The sequence below is a fragment of the Nocardioides pyridinolyticus genome, assembly GCF_054653575.1.
Genome location: NZ_BAAIFY010000021.1, coordinates 36,277 through 49,711, shown reverse-complemented (window position 1 = coordinate 49,711; position 13,435 = coordinate 36,277). Strand labels below are relative to the sequence as shown.

19 protein-coding genes and 1 riboswitch are annotated in these 13,435 nt (G+C 69.6%); of the genes, 10 read left to right on the top strand and 9 right to left on the bottom strand.

Annotation, left to right across the window (positions count from 1 at the left end; genetic code table 11):
• Nucleotides 1–51: 51 nt before the first annotated feature.
• The 4 genes from ACYQ0U_RS16985 (at nucleotide 52) to ccsB (ending at nucleotide 3,697) form a co-directional block, all read left to right on the top strand.
• On the top strand, nucleotides 52–303 hold the full coding sequence (locus ACYQ0U_RS16985; RefSeq protein WP_459975026.1) for a hypothetical protein: 252 nt from the start codon (nucleotides 52–54) through the stop codon (nucleotides 301–303).
• A 9-nt stretch (nucleotides 304–312) separates the two neighbouring features.
• The gene (gene lgt / locus ACYQ0U_RS16980; RefSeq protein ID WP_459975024.1) at nucleotides 313–1,152 is read left to right on the top strand and encodes a prolipoprotein diacylglyceryl transferase; all 840 of its coding nucleotides are present in this window, start codon (nucleotides 313–315) and stop codon (nucleotides 1,150–1,152) included.
• A gap of 169 nt (nucleotides 1,153–1,321) precedes the next feature.
• Nucleotides 1,322–1,430: riboswitch (NiCo riboswitch) on the bottom strand.
• A 33-nt stretch (nucleotides 1,431–1,463) separates the two neighbouring features.
• Nucleotides 1,464–2,756, top strand: coding sequence for a cytochrome c biogenesis protein ResB (resB, locus tag ACYQ0U_RS16975; protein WP_459975022.1), 1,293 nt, complete (start codon nucleotides 1,464–1,466; stop codon nucleotides 2,754–2,756).
• Nucleotides 2,753–3,697, top strand: a complete 945-nt coding sequence (ccsB, locus tag ACYQ0U_RS16970) for a c-type cytochrome biogenesis protein CcsB (protein ID WP_459975020.1) — start codon at nucleotides 2,753–2,755, stop codon at nucleotides 3,695–3,697. The genes resB and ccsB overlap by 4 nt, the downstream gene beginning before the upstream one ends.
• 298 nt (nucleotides 3,698–3,995) lie before the next feature.
• Here ccsB and ACYQ0U_RS16965 read toward each other — a convergent pair whose 3' ends face one another.
• The gene (locus ACYQ0U_RS16965) at nucleotides 3,996–4,376 is read right to left on the bottom strand and encodes a M23 family metallopeptidase (RefSeq protein ID WP_459975018.1); all 381 of its coding nucleotides are present in this window, start codon (nucleotides 4,374–4,376) and stop codon (nucleotides 3,996–3,998) included.
• A gap of 750 nt (nucleotides 4,377–5,126) precedes the next feature.
• Here ACYQ0U_RS16965 and ACYQ0U_RS16960 point away from each other — a divergent pair.
• Nucleotides 5,127–5,495, top strand: coding sequence for a DUF2752 domain-containing protein (locus ACYQ0U_RS16960; protein ID WP_459975016.1), 369 nt, complete (start codon nucleotides 5,127–5,129; stop codon nucleotides 5,493–5,495).
• Between the two features lie 23 nt (nucleotides 5,496–5,518).
• Nucleotides 5,519–5,725 carry a heavy-metal-associated domain-containing protein gene (locus ACYQ0U_RS16955; RefSeq protein ID WP_459975014.1) on the top strand — a complete coding sequence of 69 codons (207 nt, stop codon included), beginning with the start codon at nucleotides 5,519–5,521 and terminating at the stop codon, nucleotides 5,723–5,725.
• A 91-nt stretch (nucleotides 5,726–5,816) separates the two neighbouring features.
• Here ACYQ0U_RS16955 and ACYQ0U_RS16950 read toward each other — a convergent pair whose 3' ends face one another.
• A complete protein-coding gene (locus ACYQ0U_RS16950; protein WP_459975012.1) occupies nucleotides 5,817–6,323 on the bottom strand; it encodes an ATP-dependent DNA ligase in 507 nt (168 codons plus the stop codon).
• Between the two features lie 206 nt (nucleotides 6,324–6,529).
• Between ACYQ0U_RS16950 and ACYQ0U_RS16945 the strand changes: the two genes are divergently transcribed.
• Together ACYQ0U_RS16945 and ACYQ0U_RS16940 are read left to right on the top strand one after the other, a co-directional pair.
• On the top strand, nucleotides 6,530–6,691 hold the full coding sequence (locus tag ACYQ0U_RS16945; RefSeq protein WP_459975010.1) for a hypothetical protein: 162 nt from the start codon (nucleotides 6,530–6,532) through the stop codon (nucleotides 6,689–6,691).
• Between the two features lie 8 nt (nucleotides 6,692–6,699).
• A complete protein-coding gene (locus ACYQ0U_RS16940) occupies nucleotides 6,700–6,957 on the top strand; it encodes a hypothetical protein (protein ID WP_211730936.1) in 258 nt (85 codons plus the stop codon).
• On the opposite strand, the gene ACYQ0U_RS16935 is transcribed toward ACYQ0U_RS16940, so the two are convergent.
• Nucleotides 6,954–7,232, bottom strand: a complete 279-nt coding sequence (locus tag ACYQ0U_RS16935; protein WP_459975008.1) for a M28 family peptidase — start codon at nucleotides 7,230–7,232, stop codon at nucleotides 6,954–6,956. The two genes, ACYQ0U_RS16940 and ACYQ0U_RS16935, sit on opposite strands and share 4 nt — an antisense overlap.
• A gap of 147 nt (nucleotides 7,233–7,379) precedes the next feature.
• Nucleotides 7,380–7,859 carry a DNA-processing protein DprA gene (locus tag ACYQ0U_RS16930; protein WP_459975006.1) on the bottom strand — a complete coding sequence of 160 codons (480 nt, stop codon included), beginning with the start codon at nucleotides 7,857–7,859 and terminating at the stop codon, nucleotides 7,380–7,382.
• Nucleotides 7,860–8,011: 152 nt separating this feature from the next.
• Between ACYQ0U_RS16930 and ACYQ0U_RS16925 the strand changes: the two genes are divergently transcribed.
• On the top strand, nucleotides 8,012–8,323 hold the full coding sequence (locus ACYQ0U_RS16925; RefSeq protein ID WP_459975005.1) for a hypothetical protein: 312 nt from the start codon (nucleotides 8,012–8,014) through the stop codon (nucleotides 8,321–8,323).
• Between the two features lie 26 nt (nucleotides 8,324–8,349).
• On the opposite strand, the gene ACYQ0U_RS16920 is transcribed toward ACYQ0U_RS16925, so the two are convergent.
• The 5 genes from ACYQ0U_RS16920 to ACYQ0U_RS16900 all read right to left on the bottom strand — a co-directional run bounded on the left by ACYQ0U_RS16920 (nucleotide 8,350) and on the right by ACYQ0U_RS16900 (nucleotide 11,470).
• The gene (locus tag ACYQ0U_RS16920) at nucleotides 8,350–8,919 is read right to left on the bottom strand and encodes a hypothetical protein (protein ID WP_459975003.1); all 570 of its coding nucleotides are present in this window, start codon (nucleotides 8,917–8,919) and stop codon (nucleotides 8,350–8,352) included.
• 253 nt (nucleotides 8,920–9,172) lie between these two features.
• Nucleotides 9,173–9,328 (bottom strand): hypothetical protein, encoded by a 156-nt coding sequence (locus tag ACYQ0U_RS16915; protein WP_459975001.1) that lies wholly within the window; start codon nucleotides 9,326–9,328, stop codon nucleotides 9,173–9,175.
• 11 nt (nucleotides 9,329–9,339) lie between these two features.
• Nucleotides 9,340–10,368, bottom strand: coding sequence for a DUF4192 domain-containing protein (locus tag ACYQ0U_RS16910; RefSeq protein WP_459975000.1), 1,029 nt, complete (start codon nucleotides 10,366–10,368; stop codon nucleotides 9,340–9,342).
• 14 nt (nucleotides 10,369–10,382) lie between these two features.
• Nucleotides 10,383–10,772: a single-stranded DNA-binding protein gene (locus ACYQ0U_RS16905; protein WP_459974998.1), complete on the bottom strand. Its 390-nt coding sequence runs from the start codon at nucleotides 10,770–10,772 to the stop codon at nucleotides 10,383–10,385.
• Between the two features lie 242 nt (nucleotides 10,773–11,014).
• The gene (locus ACYQ0U_RS16900) at nucleotides 11,015–11,470 is read right to left on the bottom strand and encodes a hypothetical protein (RefSeq protein WP_459974996.1); all 456 of its coding nucleotides are present in this window, start codon (nucleotides 11,468–11,470) and stop codon (nucleotides 11,015–11,017) included.
• Between the two features lie 311 nt (nucleotides 11,471–11,781).
• Between ACYQ0U_RS16900 and ACYQ0U_RS16895 the strand changes: the two genes are divergently transcribed.
• Nucleotides 11,782–13,323 carry a ParB/RepB/Spo0J family partition protein gene (locus tag ACYQ0U_RS16895; RefSeq protein ID WP_459974994.1) on the top strand — a complete coding sequence of 514 codons (1,542 nt, stop codon included), beginning with the start codon at nucleotides 11,782–11,784 and terminating at the stop codon, nucleotides 13,321–13,323.
• The last annotated feature ends 112 nt before the right edge of the window (nucleotides 13,324–13,435 follow it).

Here is a 13,435-nt window from a genome sequence, read left to right as displayed (position 1 = left end):
TTCTCCTTAGTTGCTGGCCGCAGGGGTCCGCACGCAAGGAGGTCCGCTCTCATGAGCAACCGTCGTCGCACCAAGAAGAGCGACATCGACAAGCAACTCTCCAACTGGACCAAACGTCGAGTCCTCTCCTGGTCACTCTTCGGCCTCGCCGGCCTCGTCGCCATCCAACATCTTGTCGCCCACGCCGGGTTCCGCCCGATCCCTATCTCGATGGGATGGCAGGACATCCTGATCGGCTACCCCACGGCGATCGTTCTCGCCATCATCGCCGCGATCGCGCTCGACCCGAACCCGCGGATCTGAGGCCCGCGCGTGCTTCCACTGTCGCTGCCGAGCCCCAGCCAGGGCGTCTGGCATCTCGGCCCGTTCCCGCTGCGCGCCTACGCGCTTTGCATCATCGCCGGCATCGTCGCCGCCGTCTGGCTCGCCGAGAGGCGGTGGACCAAGCGCGGCGGCGAGCCCGGCGCCATCTCCGACATCGCGCTCTGGGCGGTCCCCTTCGGTCTGGTGGGCGGCCGGCTCTACCACGTACTCACCGACCCCGAGCTCTACTTCACCGCCGGACGGGACCCGTGGGCCGCGCTCTACGTCTGGCAGGGCGGGTTGGGGATCTGGGGCGCGATCGCGCTCGGCGCCCTGGGGGCCTGGATCGGTGCCCGTCGCAAGGGTGTCCGGTTCGGCGAGGTCGCCGCGGCTCTGGCCCCGGCGATCCCGCTGGCTCAGGCAATCGGGCGGTGGGGCAACTGGTTCAACCAGGAGCTCTTCGGTAACCCGACCGACCTGCCCTGGGGGCTGCAGATCGCCCCGGACCGCCGCCCTGACGGCTACGAGGGCTACACCACCTTCCACCCCACCTTCCTCTACGAGTCCCTGTGGGATCTCGGCGTCGTGGGACTCGTGCTCTGGGTCGAAGCCCGCTTCAAGATCACCGGAGGCCGCCTCTTCGCGGTCTACGTCATGGGCTACACCGCCGGCCGCGGATGGATCGAGTACCTGCGCATCGACACCGTCAACCACGTCCTGGGCCTTCGCCTGAACGTGTGGACCAGCGTGATCGTGTTCGCCGCCGCCGCGGCGTACTTCGTCATCGCCGGCCGTCGCGCACGTACCCGCGACGACCAACGTGACGCCGAGGTAAGCCCGGCACCATGACTCAGATCGACGAGACACCACCGCTGACCTCCCAGCCCAGCGAGCCCGATCCCACTCCGCCGGCGCTCACCCCCCTGGAGCTGGCCCGATGGGCATGGCGACAGCTCACCTCGATGCGCACCGCACTGATGCTGCTGATGCTGCTCGGCCTCGCGGCGATCCCCGGCTCCCTGGTCCCACAGGACCGGGTCGACGCGATGGCCGTCTCCCGCTGGAAGATCGCCCACCCCGGCCTCACGCCGCTCTACGAGCGGCTCGGCCTGTTCCACGTCTACGGGTCGGTCTGGTTCAGCGCGATCTACATCCTGCTGATGACCTCACTCGTCGGCTGCATCCTGCCCAGACTCAAGGTCTACTGGCGAGCAGCAACCGCGACACCCCCACGTGCACCTCGCAACCTCTCGCGCCTTCCCAACTCCGTGTCGGCCAGCCTGGACGCGACGGCCGAGGAGACCGCCGAGCGTGCACGGGCCCGACTGCGACGGCAGCACTTCCGCGTCCGCACCACCCGCGACGAGGACGGCACCGTCACGGTCGCTGCGCAGCGCGGCTATCTGCGCGAGGCCGGCAACCTGCTGTTCCACCTGTCCCTGGTGATCGTCCTGGTCTCGTTCGCGCTCGGGAACCTCTTCGGCTTCCGCGGCGGCGTGATCGTCGTGTCTGGCCAGACGTTCACCAACGCCCGCCAGTCCTACGACGACTTCGCACCGGGCGGTCTGTTCAGCGCCAACGGCCTCGAACCGTTCAACTTCACCCTCGACGACTTCAAGGCAAGCTTCATGGCGGCCGGTCCCACCCTCGGGCAGCCCACCGCGTTCAGCGCAGACCTGACCTACCAGCCTTCCCCAGGGGCGGCGGAGCGCTCGAAGACGATCGAGGTCAACGATCCCCTCACCATCGGCAACACCAGCGTGTTCCTGGTCGGCAACGGCTACGCCCCCCTGATCACGGTCCGCGACGGCAACGGCAAGACCGTCTACGCCGGTCCGACGGTGTTCCTCCCGGAGAACGCCACCTACGCCTCCTGGGGCGTCGTCAAGGTGCCCGACGCACAGCCCACCCAGCTCGGATTCGAGGGCCAGTTCCTCCCCACGTACGGCTACAACAAGCAGGGCGGCGCCTTCTCCCAGTTCCCGGACGCCCTCGCTCCGACGCTGTCCCTGACGGCCTACACTGGCGACCTCGGACTCGGCTCCGGCATACCGCAGTCGGTCTACTCCCTGGACAAGAAGAAGCTCACCGCCGTCACTGACACGGCCGGGAAACCCCTGACCCTCACCATCCCGATGGGCCAGACCCGCCGACTGCCCAACGGGATCGGGACGATCACCTTCGACGGCGTCCGCCGCTGGGCCAAGTTGCAGATCAGCGCAACCCCGGCAGAACCTCTCGCGCTCGGCGGCGTTGTCCTCGGGTTAATCGGCCTGGTGGGTTCGCTTTACGTGCGGCCACGCCGAATCTGGCTCCGGGCACGCCAGCGCCCGGACGATGGTGCCGACGTCGAGCTGGCCGGCCTAGACCGTCGCGAAGGGCATGGCCTCGACCGCTCCCTCACCCAACTCCTCGCCGACATCGAGGCCGACATCGAGAAGGCAGTCACATGACCACCGTCCAATACGCCCAGTTCAGCAACACCGCGATCATGTTCGCCGCGATCGTCTACTCCCTGGCCCTCCTCGCCCACGTCGCCGAATGGGCCATGCACCGCACACCGAAGGGCGCGGCGGTGCTCGCCACGGTCGGAGTCGGACAGCGCGATGCCGAACCCGACACCGGCCCTCTGGTGTCGTACCGCGAGGAGTTCGCCGGGCGCTTCGGGGTCGCACTCACGACCATCGGGTTCGCCCTCAACGCGGCGGGCATGGTCACCCGCGGACTCGCGGCCGAGCGGGTGCCCTGGGGCAACATGTACGAGTTCGTCATCACTGGATGCGTGGCGACCGTGGCAACATATCTGGTGCTGCTGCGCTTCCAGCCGATCCGCTGGCTCGGTCTGCCGGTCACCGCGCTCGTCGTCGTCCTGCTGATGATCGCGGTCCTGCTGCTCGACATTCCCGCCGGACCGCTCGTGCCAGCCCTGCACTCCTACTGGCTCTACATCCACGTCACGGCAGCCCTGCTGGCAACTGGCGCGTTCACGATCGGCGCGCTTGCTTCCCTGCTGTACCTCTACCGCGCCCGCGCGGAGGCCCGCGGCACTCAGAGCGACGGCCTCAGCTCCCGTCTGCCGGGCTCCGAGAGCATCGACCGGATCGCCTACGGTGTGCACGCGTTCGGATTTCCGGTCTGGACCTTCGCGGCGCTCATCGCCGGCCCGATCTGGGCACGGTTCGCCTGGGGCCGCTACTGGGGCTGGGACCCCAAGGAGGTCTGGGCGTTCCTCACATGGGTCGCCTACGCCGCATACCTACACGCCCGCGCGACCGCGGGATGGCGCGGAAAGCGGGCCGCCATCCTGGCTCTGATCGGATTCGCAGCGCTGTTGTTCAACTTCGTCGGCATCAACCTCTGGGGCGGTGGCCTCCACTCCTACTCCGGGAAGTAGACAACGAGCCGACTCGGCAGAGGGATCTCCGCTTCCGACAGCGGGCTCATGCGGTCCAATGAAGCGGTACCCCCGAACAGACAACCAGGACTACTCCGAATCACACGGCATAGGCGGCAGAAGCGAAGACCGGTCGGAGTCACCCGTGGCAGCCCGCGCGAAGCCACCGGATAACTGTGGCTGTCTGCCATGACACATAGTCATTCCCGCCGAGCAGAACCGCGCCCGCGGCTGACGCCTGGACTCCACACTAATCGGGATCTTCACCTCATGCGCCGGCAAGCAGACACTTCGCCAGTCAGGGGGCGACGCCGTGCGCGGCGAGTGCAGCATCCGGGTCCACCGGGTCGCCCCCGTCCGGCCGCACCTCGAGATGCAGGTGTGGGCCCGTGACGTTGCCGGTACTTCCCACCGCTCCAATCGTTTGGTCGCGCTCGACCTCGTCACCGGAACTCACGTCGATGCGCGACTGATGGCAGTACCAGATCTCGGTCCCGTCGGGGAGCGTCACGATCGTCCGGTAGCCGTAGGAGCCGGCCCAGCCCGCCTCGGTCACCTGGCCGCCAGCCACGGCGCGGATCGCAGTGCCGGTCGGGGCCGCGAAGTCGAGGCCGGTGTGGACGGTACTCCAGAGGTAGCTGCGTTCCCCGAACGTCCCCGTAAGCCGGTAGGACGACATCGGAAGGACCCACTGCCTCTCGAGCTCCCGTGCGCGCAGAGCCGCCTGACGGGTCAACTGCTCGAGCGCCCGTAACCGCTCGCGGGCCAGGCGGTCGACCTGAGCAGCACGGAGACCGGACCCGCTGACAGAAGAACGGGAGGCTGAGCGGCTGACCGACAGGTCACGTCGCTCAAGCTCCTCTGCCGTCGCCCGCCGGGGAGAGACCGAAGTCGCGGCCTCGTACGCGGTCCCCGCGCCACTGGAACCGCTCACGGCCAGGCTGCCAGCGACCGCGGCGGCCAGCGCCGCCGCTCCGGCGATACGCGGGGCCGCAAGAGGCACGCGGACCAGCGACGAACGCCTCTGAGGCGCGCGGTGGCGGCCGCTGATAGTCAGGACCGGCTCGTCGGCACGGACCTTCCTGCGCTTTCCAGCTCCGTCGTACCGCCCGGACGATGGGTCTGGAGTGCCCGAACGGTGCCGGCCCACGCAGTTTCCCTTCCGCCATCGCCCACAGCACGACCCGGACACGGAGCATGGGACGGTGGGTGCCCGGAACGGGGAAGCCGGGCACCCACCTTGGGCGTGGACACGCCCGGCTCTACTATCGACCCTAGTAGAGTGCCACTGGCGGACCAAACGAGGTGTGTCGGGAGACGTGAGGAGGGGCGCATGGCTGGCGCTCATCCGACGACCGATCGAGTCGGCTCGCTGCTGGCGATCGAGTGGTCGAAGTCCGATCGAGTGCGAGTCGTCACCGTGCTCGGCGTGGCTGGACTGGTCGCTTCGGTCGCGATGGCCGTGTTCGGTCTGCCGCCCGTCGACCTCCATGGGCCGCTCCACCGCATGGGCATCATGGACCCCCTCTGCGGCGGCACGCGCGCGGCCAGGCTGACCGCCCGAGGGCACCTCCTCGAAGCGTGGCGATACAACCCGCTCGGCATCCTCGCCACCGTAGCGGCCGCGCTCGCGGTCGCTCGACTTGCGGTGGGGGTCGTCATGCGGCGCTGGCTCAACGTTCGAGTCGCGTGGACCCCGAGGCGAATCCGACTTGCCCTCGCCGTCCTGGCGATCGCGACCGTTGCCCTAGAGATCCGCCAGCAGGGACGCGCCGACCTTCTCCTCAAGCCCTACTGAGCTCCGATACAGAAAAGGACGTCATGAGCACCACCAGCACCTACACCGTGACCGGGATGACCTGCGGCCACTGCGTCGCCTCGGTCACCGAGGAGGTGTCCGCGATCGCGGGCGTCGAGGACGCCGCGGTCGCCCTCGACTCGGGCGTGGTCACGATCACCAGCGCCGAGCCGATTGACCCGGCTGCCGTCAGGGCGGCAGTCGAAGAAGCCGGCTACCACCTCGCCTAGGGAGGAACGCGATGGCCTCGTCTTTGGAATCCCGGTCGTGCTGGTCCTCGGCGCCCTGGCGTACGGCGGGCTCACGGGGCGAGTCCGCATATCAGCGTGCTGCTCCGTGGCCGACGCCTCGAAGGACCTTCGTATGCAAGGGGCGTTCGCCGACGCCGAGCACACCATCAGTGATGCGGCACCTACGGATGGGCACCGTCAACGGCTCCCCCCGCACGTCGGCGTCGTCGGCGGCCAGTAGGTCGAAGGCCAGAAAGGCCGCAGGCGCCAGCTGAGCTGGTGGCCTGCGGCGGCCGCGGTAGGCCAGCCGCGGGGCTAGAGCGGCGAAGTCCAGGCGCCCCTCGCTCCACACCACGAGCTCGCCGTCGACCACGGTGCCCGCCTGCAGCTGCTCACACGCGGCGTCGACGATGTCGGGGAAGCCGGCGGTGAGGTCAGCGCCGTTGCGGGACCACACCCGACAGCCCTCAGGTGTCCGCTCGAGGATTGCCCGGTAGCCGTCCCACTTGGGCTCGTAGACGGTGCCGCCGGGCAGAGCCGAGCCGGCCGGCAGCGTGGCTGCAGGCTTGGCCAGCATGGGCTCCCAGCGGGTTGGCACTCATTCAGCGTACGAACCCGCTCCGGCGGCGCTGGTCGAACACCTGTTCTACTCTAGGAGCCATGGCGGGCGGTTACGGGCGCGGGGCGGGCATCCCCTTGAAGGACCGTGTGCGCGTCGACCAGGCCCAAGAGCCAGCGCGGCCGCCGGCCAACAGCAGCGCGGACGGAGGACAGGATCACCCAGGGCGACACTGCTGGGTCAGCGTGCCCGTCGACGGCTCGCAGCCACGCCCGGGCCTGCTCCTGGAGTGGCGCCGCGCTGGCCACCGGTGGGAGGGCCGGGTCGTCTACGTGGCGCAACTGCGGCCTGGGCGCTTGGCCACGGTCGAGGAGTGGGTCCCGGCCGAGCTGCTCAGCACCGAGTGAGTGACGTCGTGTCTGCCAACCCGCCGAAGAACGACGCGTGGCGACCGTACGGCGACGTGCGGTTCGTGCTGATCAGAAACACAGGCCGACTCAAGCCGTCCCGGGGGCTCATCCTCGACTGGAAGCGCGAGGGCCGACGCTGGGAGGCCTTGGTCGTCTGGCACGACGATGCCGCGCTCAAGCCGGTCGTGAAGATGGACTGGCTGCCGGTCGAGGACCTGATCCCGGTCCCGGTTGACCCGAACTGGACCGGCCAGGTCGGCTAGCGCCGCTCGGCGAGACCGAGGTCGGCCGGAGCAGCGGCAAGTGTGGCGGCCAGGGAGTCGGCGACCTGGGCGAGCCGGGCGTAGTCGAGGGTGTCCGGGGTGTCGCAGTCGCGGTGATAGTGCGGGCTGCGGAGGGTCGCTGTTCCGGTCAGCAGCACGGCGGGGATGCCGCGGCGCCAGAACTGCTCGTGGTCGGATCGGTCGAGATCGTCACGAGCAAGCTGGTCAGCTCGCCCAGCTGAGCAGGTCCGGCGGACCCTCCAGGACGCGCTCAACGCTCACGGTCCAGATCCCGTCAACGCGGACGGCCGGCGCGGCCGGCGGATCAGTCAGGTTGATCATCGGTGTTGCCTCCTTGTCAGTTCAGCAGCGTAGGCGCGGACACCGGCGACATCGGGTTATCCACAGGGACGCGGTTGGGCTCAACGTCGAGGCGCGGCGGTCGGCGCGATCGAACTCGGGGCCTGGCCCTGCGGCGAGCGCACCGGCCCGGGGACGAAGGACTCGTCGAGCTGATCCCTCGCCGCGGCAGCCGAGTAGGCGTGGGCGGTGAGGTCGGTGATGACCTCCTGGGCGGTGGTGACCATGCTGGCCTGGCCGAGCCGGATCAGCTGGTTCACACCGACCGAGGCGGCGCTGGTGACGGGCCCTGGGACGCCCATGACGGGCCGGTGCAGGGCCTCGGTCCACCGTGCTGTGCTGAGGGCGGCGCTGCGGATGGCGCCCTCTACGACCACGGTGCCTTCGGCCAGACCGGCGACGATCCTGTTTCGGGCGAGGAAACGGGCGCGCGTGGGCGCGGTTCCCGGTGGCGCCTCAGCGACGACGAGGCCACGTTCGGCGATCGCCTCGAGTAGTTGGGTATGCGCGGCCGGGTAGGGCCGGTCGGCGCCGCCGGGCATGACGGCGATGGTCGGTCGTCCGGCGACGAGCGCACCGCGGCGCGCGACCCGACCACGGCCACGGCGTTGGCTCCAAGCTGGGTTAGGTCGCCGCCTCCCCTGACCCACAGGCCGACCGCCTCGCCGCCTCGCTCGTGCAACGCGCCGGCGTCGTGGAGGCCCGCGAGGCGGTCCGGCCACTCCGGGTCGCCGGGGATGAGGAACCGGATGCCGGCTACGGCGGCCTGCTCGAGCAGCCTGGCGGAGTCGGCGCGGGCGAGCTCCTGGCCGATGCCGAAGCCCCAGTGGTTCTCCACCTCGCCGGCGGCCTCGAGGTAGTCGAGGACCTTGACGGCGCCGAGCTCGCCGACCAGCCCGGTGACGCGCAGGTCGCCGGGCTCGATGGCACTGCTCAGCTTGACGCGGGCCAGCCTGTCGGCGTCGTCGACGTCGGCGTGCGGGGTGCTCATTACGCATGCTCGTAGGGTCCGAACAGCCAGCAGCGGGCCTCTCAAAGGGTGAGGTCCAAGATCTCCATGTCTGTTACGCCGGCGAGCCGGAGCGTTTCCCTCCCGTTGCCCAGGAGGTCGAGTGCCTGCCAGACATCGCAGGATCGCATCAGGAGGTAGACGCGCTCCCCCACCTTCTTCTCGTCGCCCAGGAGTTCGTCGTCGTCACGCGAGAACTCGAAGGCCACGTCGACGCTTAGCCTGTTTAGCAGCTGCGCCGCTTCAACTTGCTCCTGGTCGCAGCTGGGAGTGGGGCCGGTGAGCCGAGCAACCAATAGTGCGCTGAGCAGATGCACCAGCGCAGTTGCGGTGTCCCAGGGAACCGCGAGCTCGACTCGCGAACTATGGGGGTTGTCGGGGTAGTAGGGCTGGCCTGCGTAGTGAACGGCAGCGCAGGCGACAGACTCTGCGAACCCGGTCTCCTGCCACCGGGGAGTTTCCTGCTGGGGCAACGGAGTGAACGTGCCACCGTCGTCGATGACGAAAACCTGCCCGGACAACAGTTCGACGGTGCGTCGCAGCCGTTCCGCTGCCTCCGACCACGTGATGGGCACGCCGTGGCGTGCAAACATTCCGGGCGACCTCCGCCGCACTCGCAAGCACCCATTCGTCGACACCCGGATCCGGTGCGGGGTTAGGCATGACTGGTTCTCCTTTCATGGGCTCAGGCGATCGCTGAGCTGTGTTGGCGTCGTGCCGGGGCCGAGATTTCGCAGTGGTCACCGGGCCAATCCAGTGATCCGCAGGTCGCCGGGCTCGCAGGCGCTGCAGCTTTGACGCGGGTCAGCCGGTCGGCGTCGTCGACGTCGTCGGTGTGAGGGGTGCTCATTCCACGTCTCCCCACAGCAGATCGAGGTCGGGTTCGTGGATGACGTCAAGGCGCTTGTCGGCGGCGTAGGCCGCGGGCTCGGGCACAACCAGGCGGCGCAGCTGTCGCTCGGTGGCGCTGGGCTGCACCGGGGTGTCGTGGTGGTGGTTCATCGCGGTTCTCCTCAGCGGCCCGGGGCCGAGCGATCGGTGACGGGCTGCGTGGGCGGCAGGTCGCGCTGCTGGCCGGGTGGCTTGGGGACGAAGGACTCGTCGAGCTCGGCGGCGATGTCGCGCATCTGGGTCTGGTATCGCTCCCACTCGCGGGGGTGGATGCCGTTCTGCAGGGCCGAGGCGACGATGGCGGCCATGGAGTAGGGCCGGTCGGCGGGCACCTGGTCGAGCGCGCACCAGGCCTTGGCGCCGTCGCCGTGCAGCCAGTTGGCGAAGCCAGACATGGAGGCCGGCGCCGCGCGGACCTCGTCCGGGCCGCGGCGGGTGAGGTCGGTCCAGATAGCCATGTGGGAGGTGTGGTTCTCCCGGCTCATGTCCTCCCAGACCGCGTCGCGGGTGCTGATCGTCTCCAATGCGACGAGCATCCGTGCGCCGTCGACGTCGGAGAGCCGGTTGCCGTCGGTGTGGAACTGCTCGAGACGGTCCAGTGCCCAGTCCCGCTCGACGGCGGGGGTGGTGTCGGCGGCCGCGGCTCGGGCCGCGGGGATCAGCTGGGCGATCGGCTCGCGGTCACCGACCATGGATGCGGCCAGTGCGGCGCAGCTGGCCGCCGGCTGCGCGGCGCCGGTCAGCACGGTCGCAGCCGCGATCCGCTCGGCGGTCGCCTGGGTCTGCAGCCCGGTCTGGCCGGTGTTGAACTCACGCCACCGCTCCCCGTCGGCCCACAGCCGGATGTGGGTGGTGATGCCCACGGTGTCGAGGTGGTTGGACAGATGCTGGCTGGCCAGCTCGGCGCTGCGTCGGTCCTCGGTGAAGCAGAGGATCGCCAGGCGCGCTCCGGGGCGGGCGTGTCGGCCGTAGGGGCCGCTGAGTGCGTCCCAGACCTCCTCGCGATCGGCGGCCGTCCTCGGCAGGTCGACGCGGGTGATGGGGAGCCCGGGCCGGAAGGGTACGAGGACGATCGACTCCTCGGGCTTGAAGCCGAGGACGTGCGGCACGGCGGCCAGCAACTCGTCCCGGGACTGTACGACGAGATCCATCGGAGCGAACCTCCTCAGCTGGCCTGGGCCGCGTGCGGGGCGCGGTCGATGCGCGCGGACACGTACTTGAGCGAGATGCCCACCTCGCCGAAGCGGTTGTCGACGACCACGACGTCCTTGGTGCGCTTCTCGCCGGTCTCTTTGTCCGGCCAGCTCTCGGTGCGCTGGAGGCCGTGGACGAAGATCGGGTCGCCGGATCCGCAACTGTCGTGCACGTGGGTGGCGGCCGAGCCGAAGACCTTGACGTTGTGGGCGGTGGGCTCGTCGTTGACCCACTCCCCCTGGTCGTTCTGGATCCGGCGGTTGACCAGGACCCGGCAGCTGACGAACGGCTTGTTCTCGCGCGTGTAGAGCAGCTCCGGTGCCTCGGCCAGGTTGCCGGCGAAGGTGACGGTGGTGGACATGGCTTCCTCCTTGGTGACTGCGAGACGTTGATCGGTCCCGCAGTCACCTAGGTGTCTTCCAGGCCCGGCAGCGATCACTTCGGCCGAAGTCGTTTGCACCGCTCGAGCTCGGCTGGCGGCACGGCGGGAGATCACCCGGGGCACGCAGTAGCGCCCCGACCGGCTCTCGGGTACCGGATCGGGGCGCTGGGAAGCACGCTAGGACGAGGTGCCAACACAACTGCCGGCGTCGTCCTCGTCGGCTACCGGGCAGGCCGGCGCCGCGGCGGTCGATTGCTGAGCTTCTGCGGTGGCGGCGGCAGGTCGCGGCCCAGCCGCCGGCGGGCCCCCTCGGCCGCGGCGATCACTGCCTCCTGGGCGAACGCCGAGCGGGCGAGCATCCGGCCGAGCTCCTGACGGTCGGCCACGAGCGCGTCTTCAACCGCCTCGATGGTCGCGGCGGGGAGGTCGTGCTTCTTGTTGAAGCTCTTGCGGGTCACGCTGACCAGGGCGGGATGCTTCTCACCCGCGGCCGCGAGTTCGGACCGCTGCTGCGGTGAGCGCCGGGCGTGGAGCTCGAGCGCCTGGGCGAGCCAGCCGACGAACGAGCCGGGTGAGTCGGCGTCGGTGTCCAGGTCTGCGATGTAGGCCGATCGTGCGAGGTCCCACACGCCGGGCTTCCAGTAGATCCCGACCGGGATCGTGGTCTGGCTCGTCACCTGATCACTCCCCTGGTCTCGTCCGCCTGCGTCGAGCTGCAGCGGCTAACACCAACGCCGCTGCATTCCCGGTCGGGGCCCTGCACCGCCGTTCCCACCCTCGCTCGATTCCTTCCGTTCCAGCCAGCTACGAGGTGCAGCTGCGCAACGCCGCCGCAGCAGAGTCCGCACCCCGTGAGGCCGGGGATATCCCCACCCTCACCGGGTGCCCACCTTTCCACAGGTCCGCCCTGTGCCCCGGTAGGCGTCGGCCCCCGCTGGGAGACTTAGTCCTGTCAGTTCTTTCTATTCTACTCACGGAGGACAGCCGCATGACCGACACCATCCAGACCACCGCCGACGAGGCCACCGACGCGGTCCAGGCCGAGGAGTTCCTGTACATCGACCCCGCCGACATCATCATCGGCACCAACGTCCGGGCCGACCTGCGACCCGACCACAAGGAGTTCCGCAAGTCGATCAAGGAGCGCGGCGTGCTGGAGGCCGTCACGGTCTACCGCAACGAGGAGGGCCAGTACGTCCTGCTGCGCGGCCAGCGCCGCACCGTGACCGCCGCCGAGGTCGGCACCCCCACCGGCCTGATCCCGGCCCGCGTCGTGCCCCAGCCCGCCGACGCCGACCGGATCGGTGACCAGATGGTCGAGAACATCCACCGCGCCGGGATGCGCGAGGCCGAGATCGTCGCGGGCGTGGAGCAGCTGGCCCTGCTCGGCGTGAGCGCCGCGCAGATCGCCATGCGCACCAGCATCGACCGCCCCACCGTGAACGCCGCCCTGGCAGTCACCAAGGCCGACCAGACCCGCAACCGGCTCGACTCCGGAGACCTGACGTTGGAGGAGGCCGCGATCTTCGCCGAGTTCGAACACGACCCCGAGGCCGTGCAGCGTCTGGAGAACACCAAGCGGTGGGGTCGCTCTCTCGCCCACGAGTCCCAACGGCTGCGCGACGAGGCAGCCGAGCGCGACGCCGACGCCGCCGAGGTCGAGCGACTGCGCGCCGAGGGCATGCCGGTGCTGAGCGCCGAGGAGGTCGAGGAGGCCGACGAGGTGCTGCGCATCGAGCGGCTGGTCACCGAGGACGGCGAGCCGCTGCCCGAGGAGGAGTGGCCCAACGTTCCCGGCGCTCGCGTCCATGTCGTCAAGGAGTGGGTCTACCCCGAGGACGCGTACGACGAGGAGAGCGAGGACGGCACCGACGAGGAGGACAACGACCACGAGCCCGCCGAGCCCTACCAGCAGTACATGCCGGTGTGGGTCGTAACCGACCTCGCCGCCTCCGGCCTGCGTCGTCGCGGCGGCGGGTCCGGCAGCACCACCACCGACAGCGGCGACGACGGCGAGAGCGAGGAGGAGGCAGAGGCGCGCCGTGAGGAGCGCCGCCGCGTGATCGCCAACAACAAGGCCTGGGCGAGCGCGGAGACCGTGCGCCGGGAGTGGCTGACCGGGTTCGTTGCCCGCAAAACGGCCCCGAAGGGTGCCGAGGCCCTGATCTGCGAGGCCGTCGTCACCGGCCACCACTCGCTGAGCAAGGCCATGGACCACCGGCACCCGATGCTCTTCACCCTGCTCGGGATCGACGTCCCGACCGGCTACTACGGCGCGGGCCACGACGAGTGCCACAAGATCGCGACCAAGCCGAGCACGCCGAAGGCCGCGACCATGACCACGCTCGCCGCCGTCGTCGCCGCATGGGAGGCCACGACCGGCAAGCACTCGTGGCGCAACCCGACCGCGTGGGACGCCCGCGTGCTCGGCGCGCTCGTGGAGTGGGGCTACCAGCCCAGCGAGGTCGAGCGGATCCTGCTCGGCGAAGAGCCGCAGTCGAGCACCGAGGCCAGCGACAGCGCCGCCTGATCGGCTCCCCTCCCCCCACCCGAGGGCGGTTCTTCCTGTGGAGAACCGCCCCAAGTGGAATAGAAACCATAGCACGAACTCAGTTCCTTTGATTCCGACAACGGGAGGACCC

Bases quoted from the DNA above. Each gene is read 5' to 3' on its own strand.
- ACYQ0U_RS16985 (WP_459975026.1), top strand. From the start codon at position 52: ATGAGCAACCGTCGTCGCACCAAGAAGAGCGACATCGACAAGCAACTC.
- resB (WP_459975022.1), top strand. From the start codon at position 1,464: ATGACCTCACTCGTCGGCTGCATCCTGCCCAGACTCAAGGTCTACTGG.
- ccsB (WP_459975020.1), top strand. From the start codon at position 2,753: ATGACCACCGTCCAATACGCCCAGTTCAGCAACACCGCGATCATGTTC.
- ACYQ0U_RS16965 (WP_459975018.1), bottom strand. From the start codon at position 4,376: ATGTCGTCCTACCGGCTTACGGGGACGTTCGGGGAACGCAGCTACCTC.
- ACYQ0U_RS16955 (WP_459975014.1), top strand. From the start codon at position 5,519: ATGAGCACCACCAGCACCTACACCGTGACCGGGATGACCTGCGGCCAC.
- ACYQ0U_RS16930 (WP_459975006.1), bottom strand. From the start codon at position 7,859: ATGCCCGGCGGCGCCGACCGGCCCTACCCGGCCGCGCATACCCAACTA.
- ACYQ0U_RS16920 (WP_459975003.1), bottom strand. From the start codon at position 8,919: ATGTTTGCACGCCACGGCGTGCCCATCACGTGGTCGGAGGCAGCGGAA.
- ACYQ0U_RS16915 (WP_459975001.1), bottom strand. From the start codon at position 9,328: ATGAACCACCACCACGACACCCCGGTGCAGCCCAGCGCCACCGAGCGA.
- ACYQ0U_RS16910 (WP_459975000.1), bottom strand. From the start codon at position 10,368: ATGGATCTCGTCGTACAGTCCCGGGACGAGTTGCTGGCCGCCGTGCCG.
- ACYQ0U_RS16905 (WP_459974998.1), bottom strand. From the start codon at position 10,772: ATGTCCACCACCGTCACCTTCGCCGGCAACCTGGCCGAGGCACCGGAG.
- ACYQ0U_RS16895 (WP_459974994.1), top strand. From the start codon at position 11,782: ATGACCGACACCATCCAGACCACCGCCGACGAGGCCACCGACGCGGTC.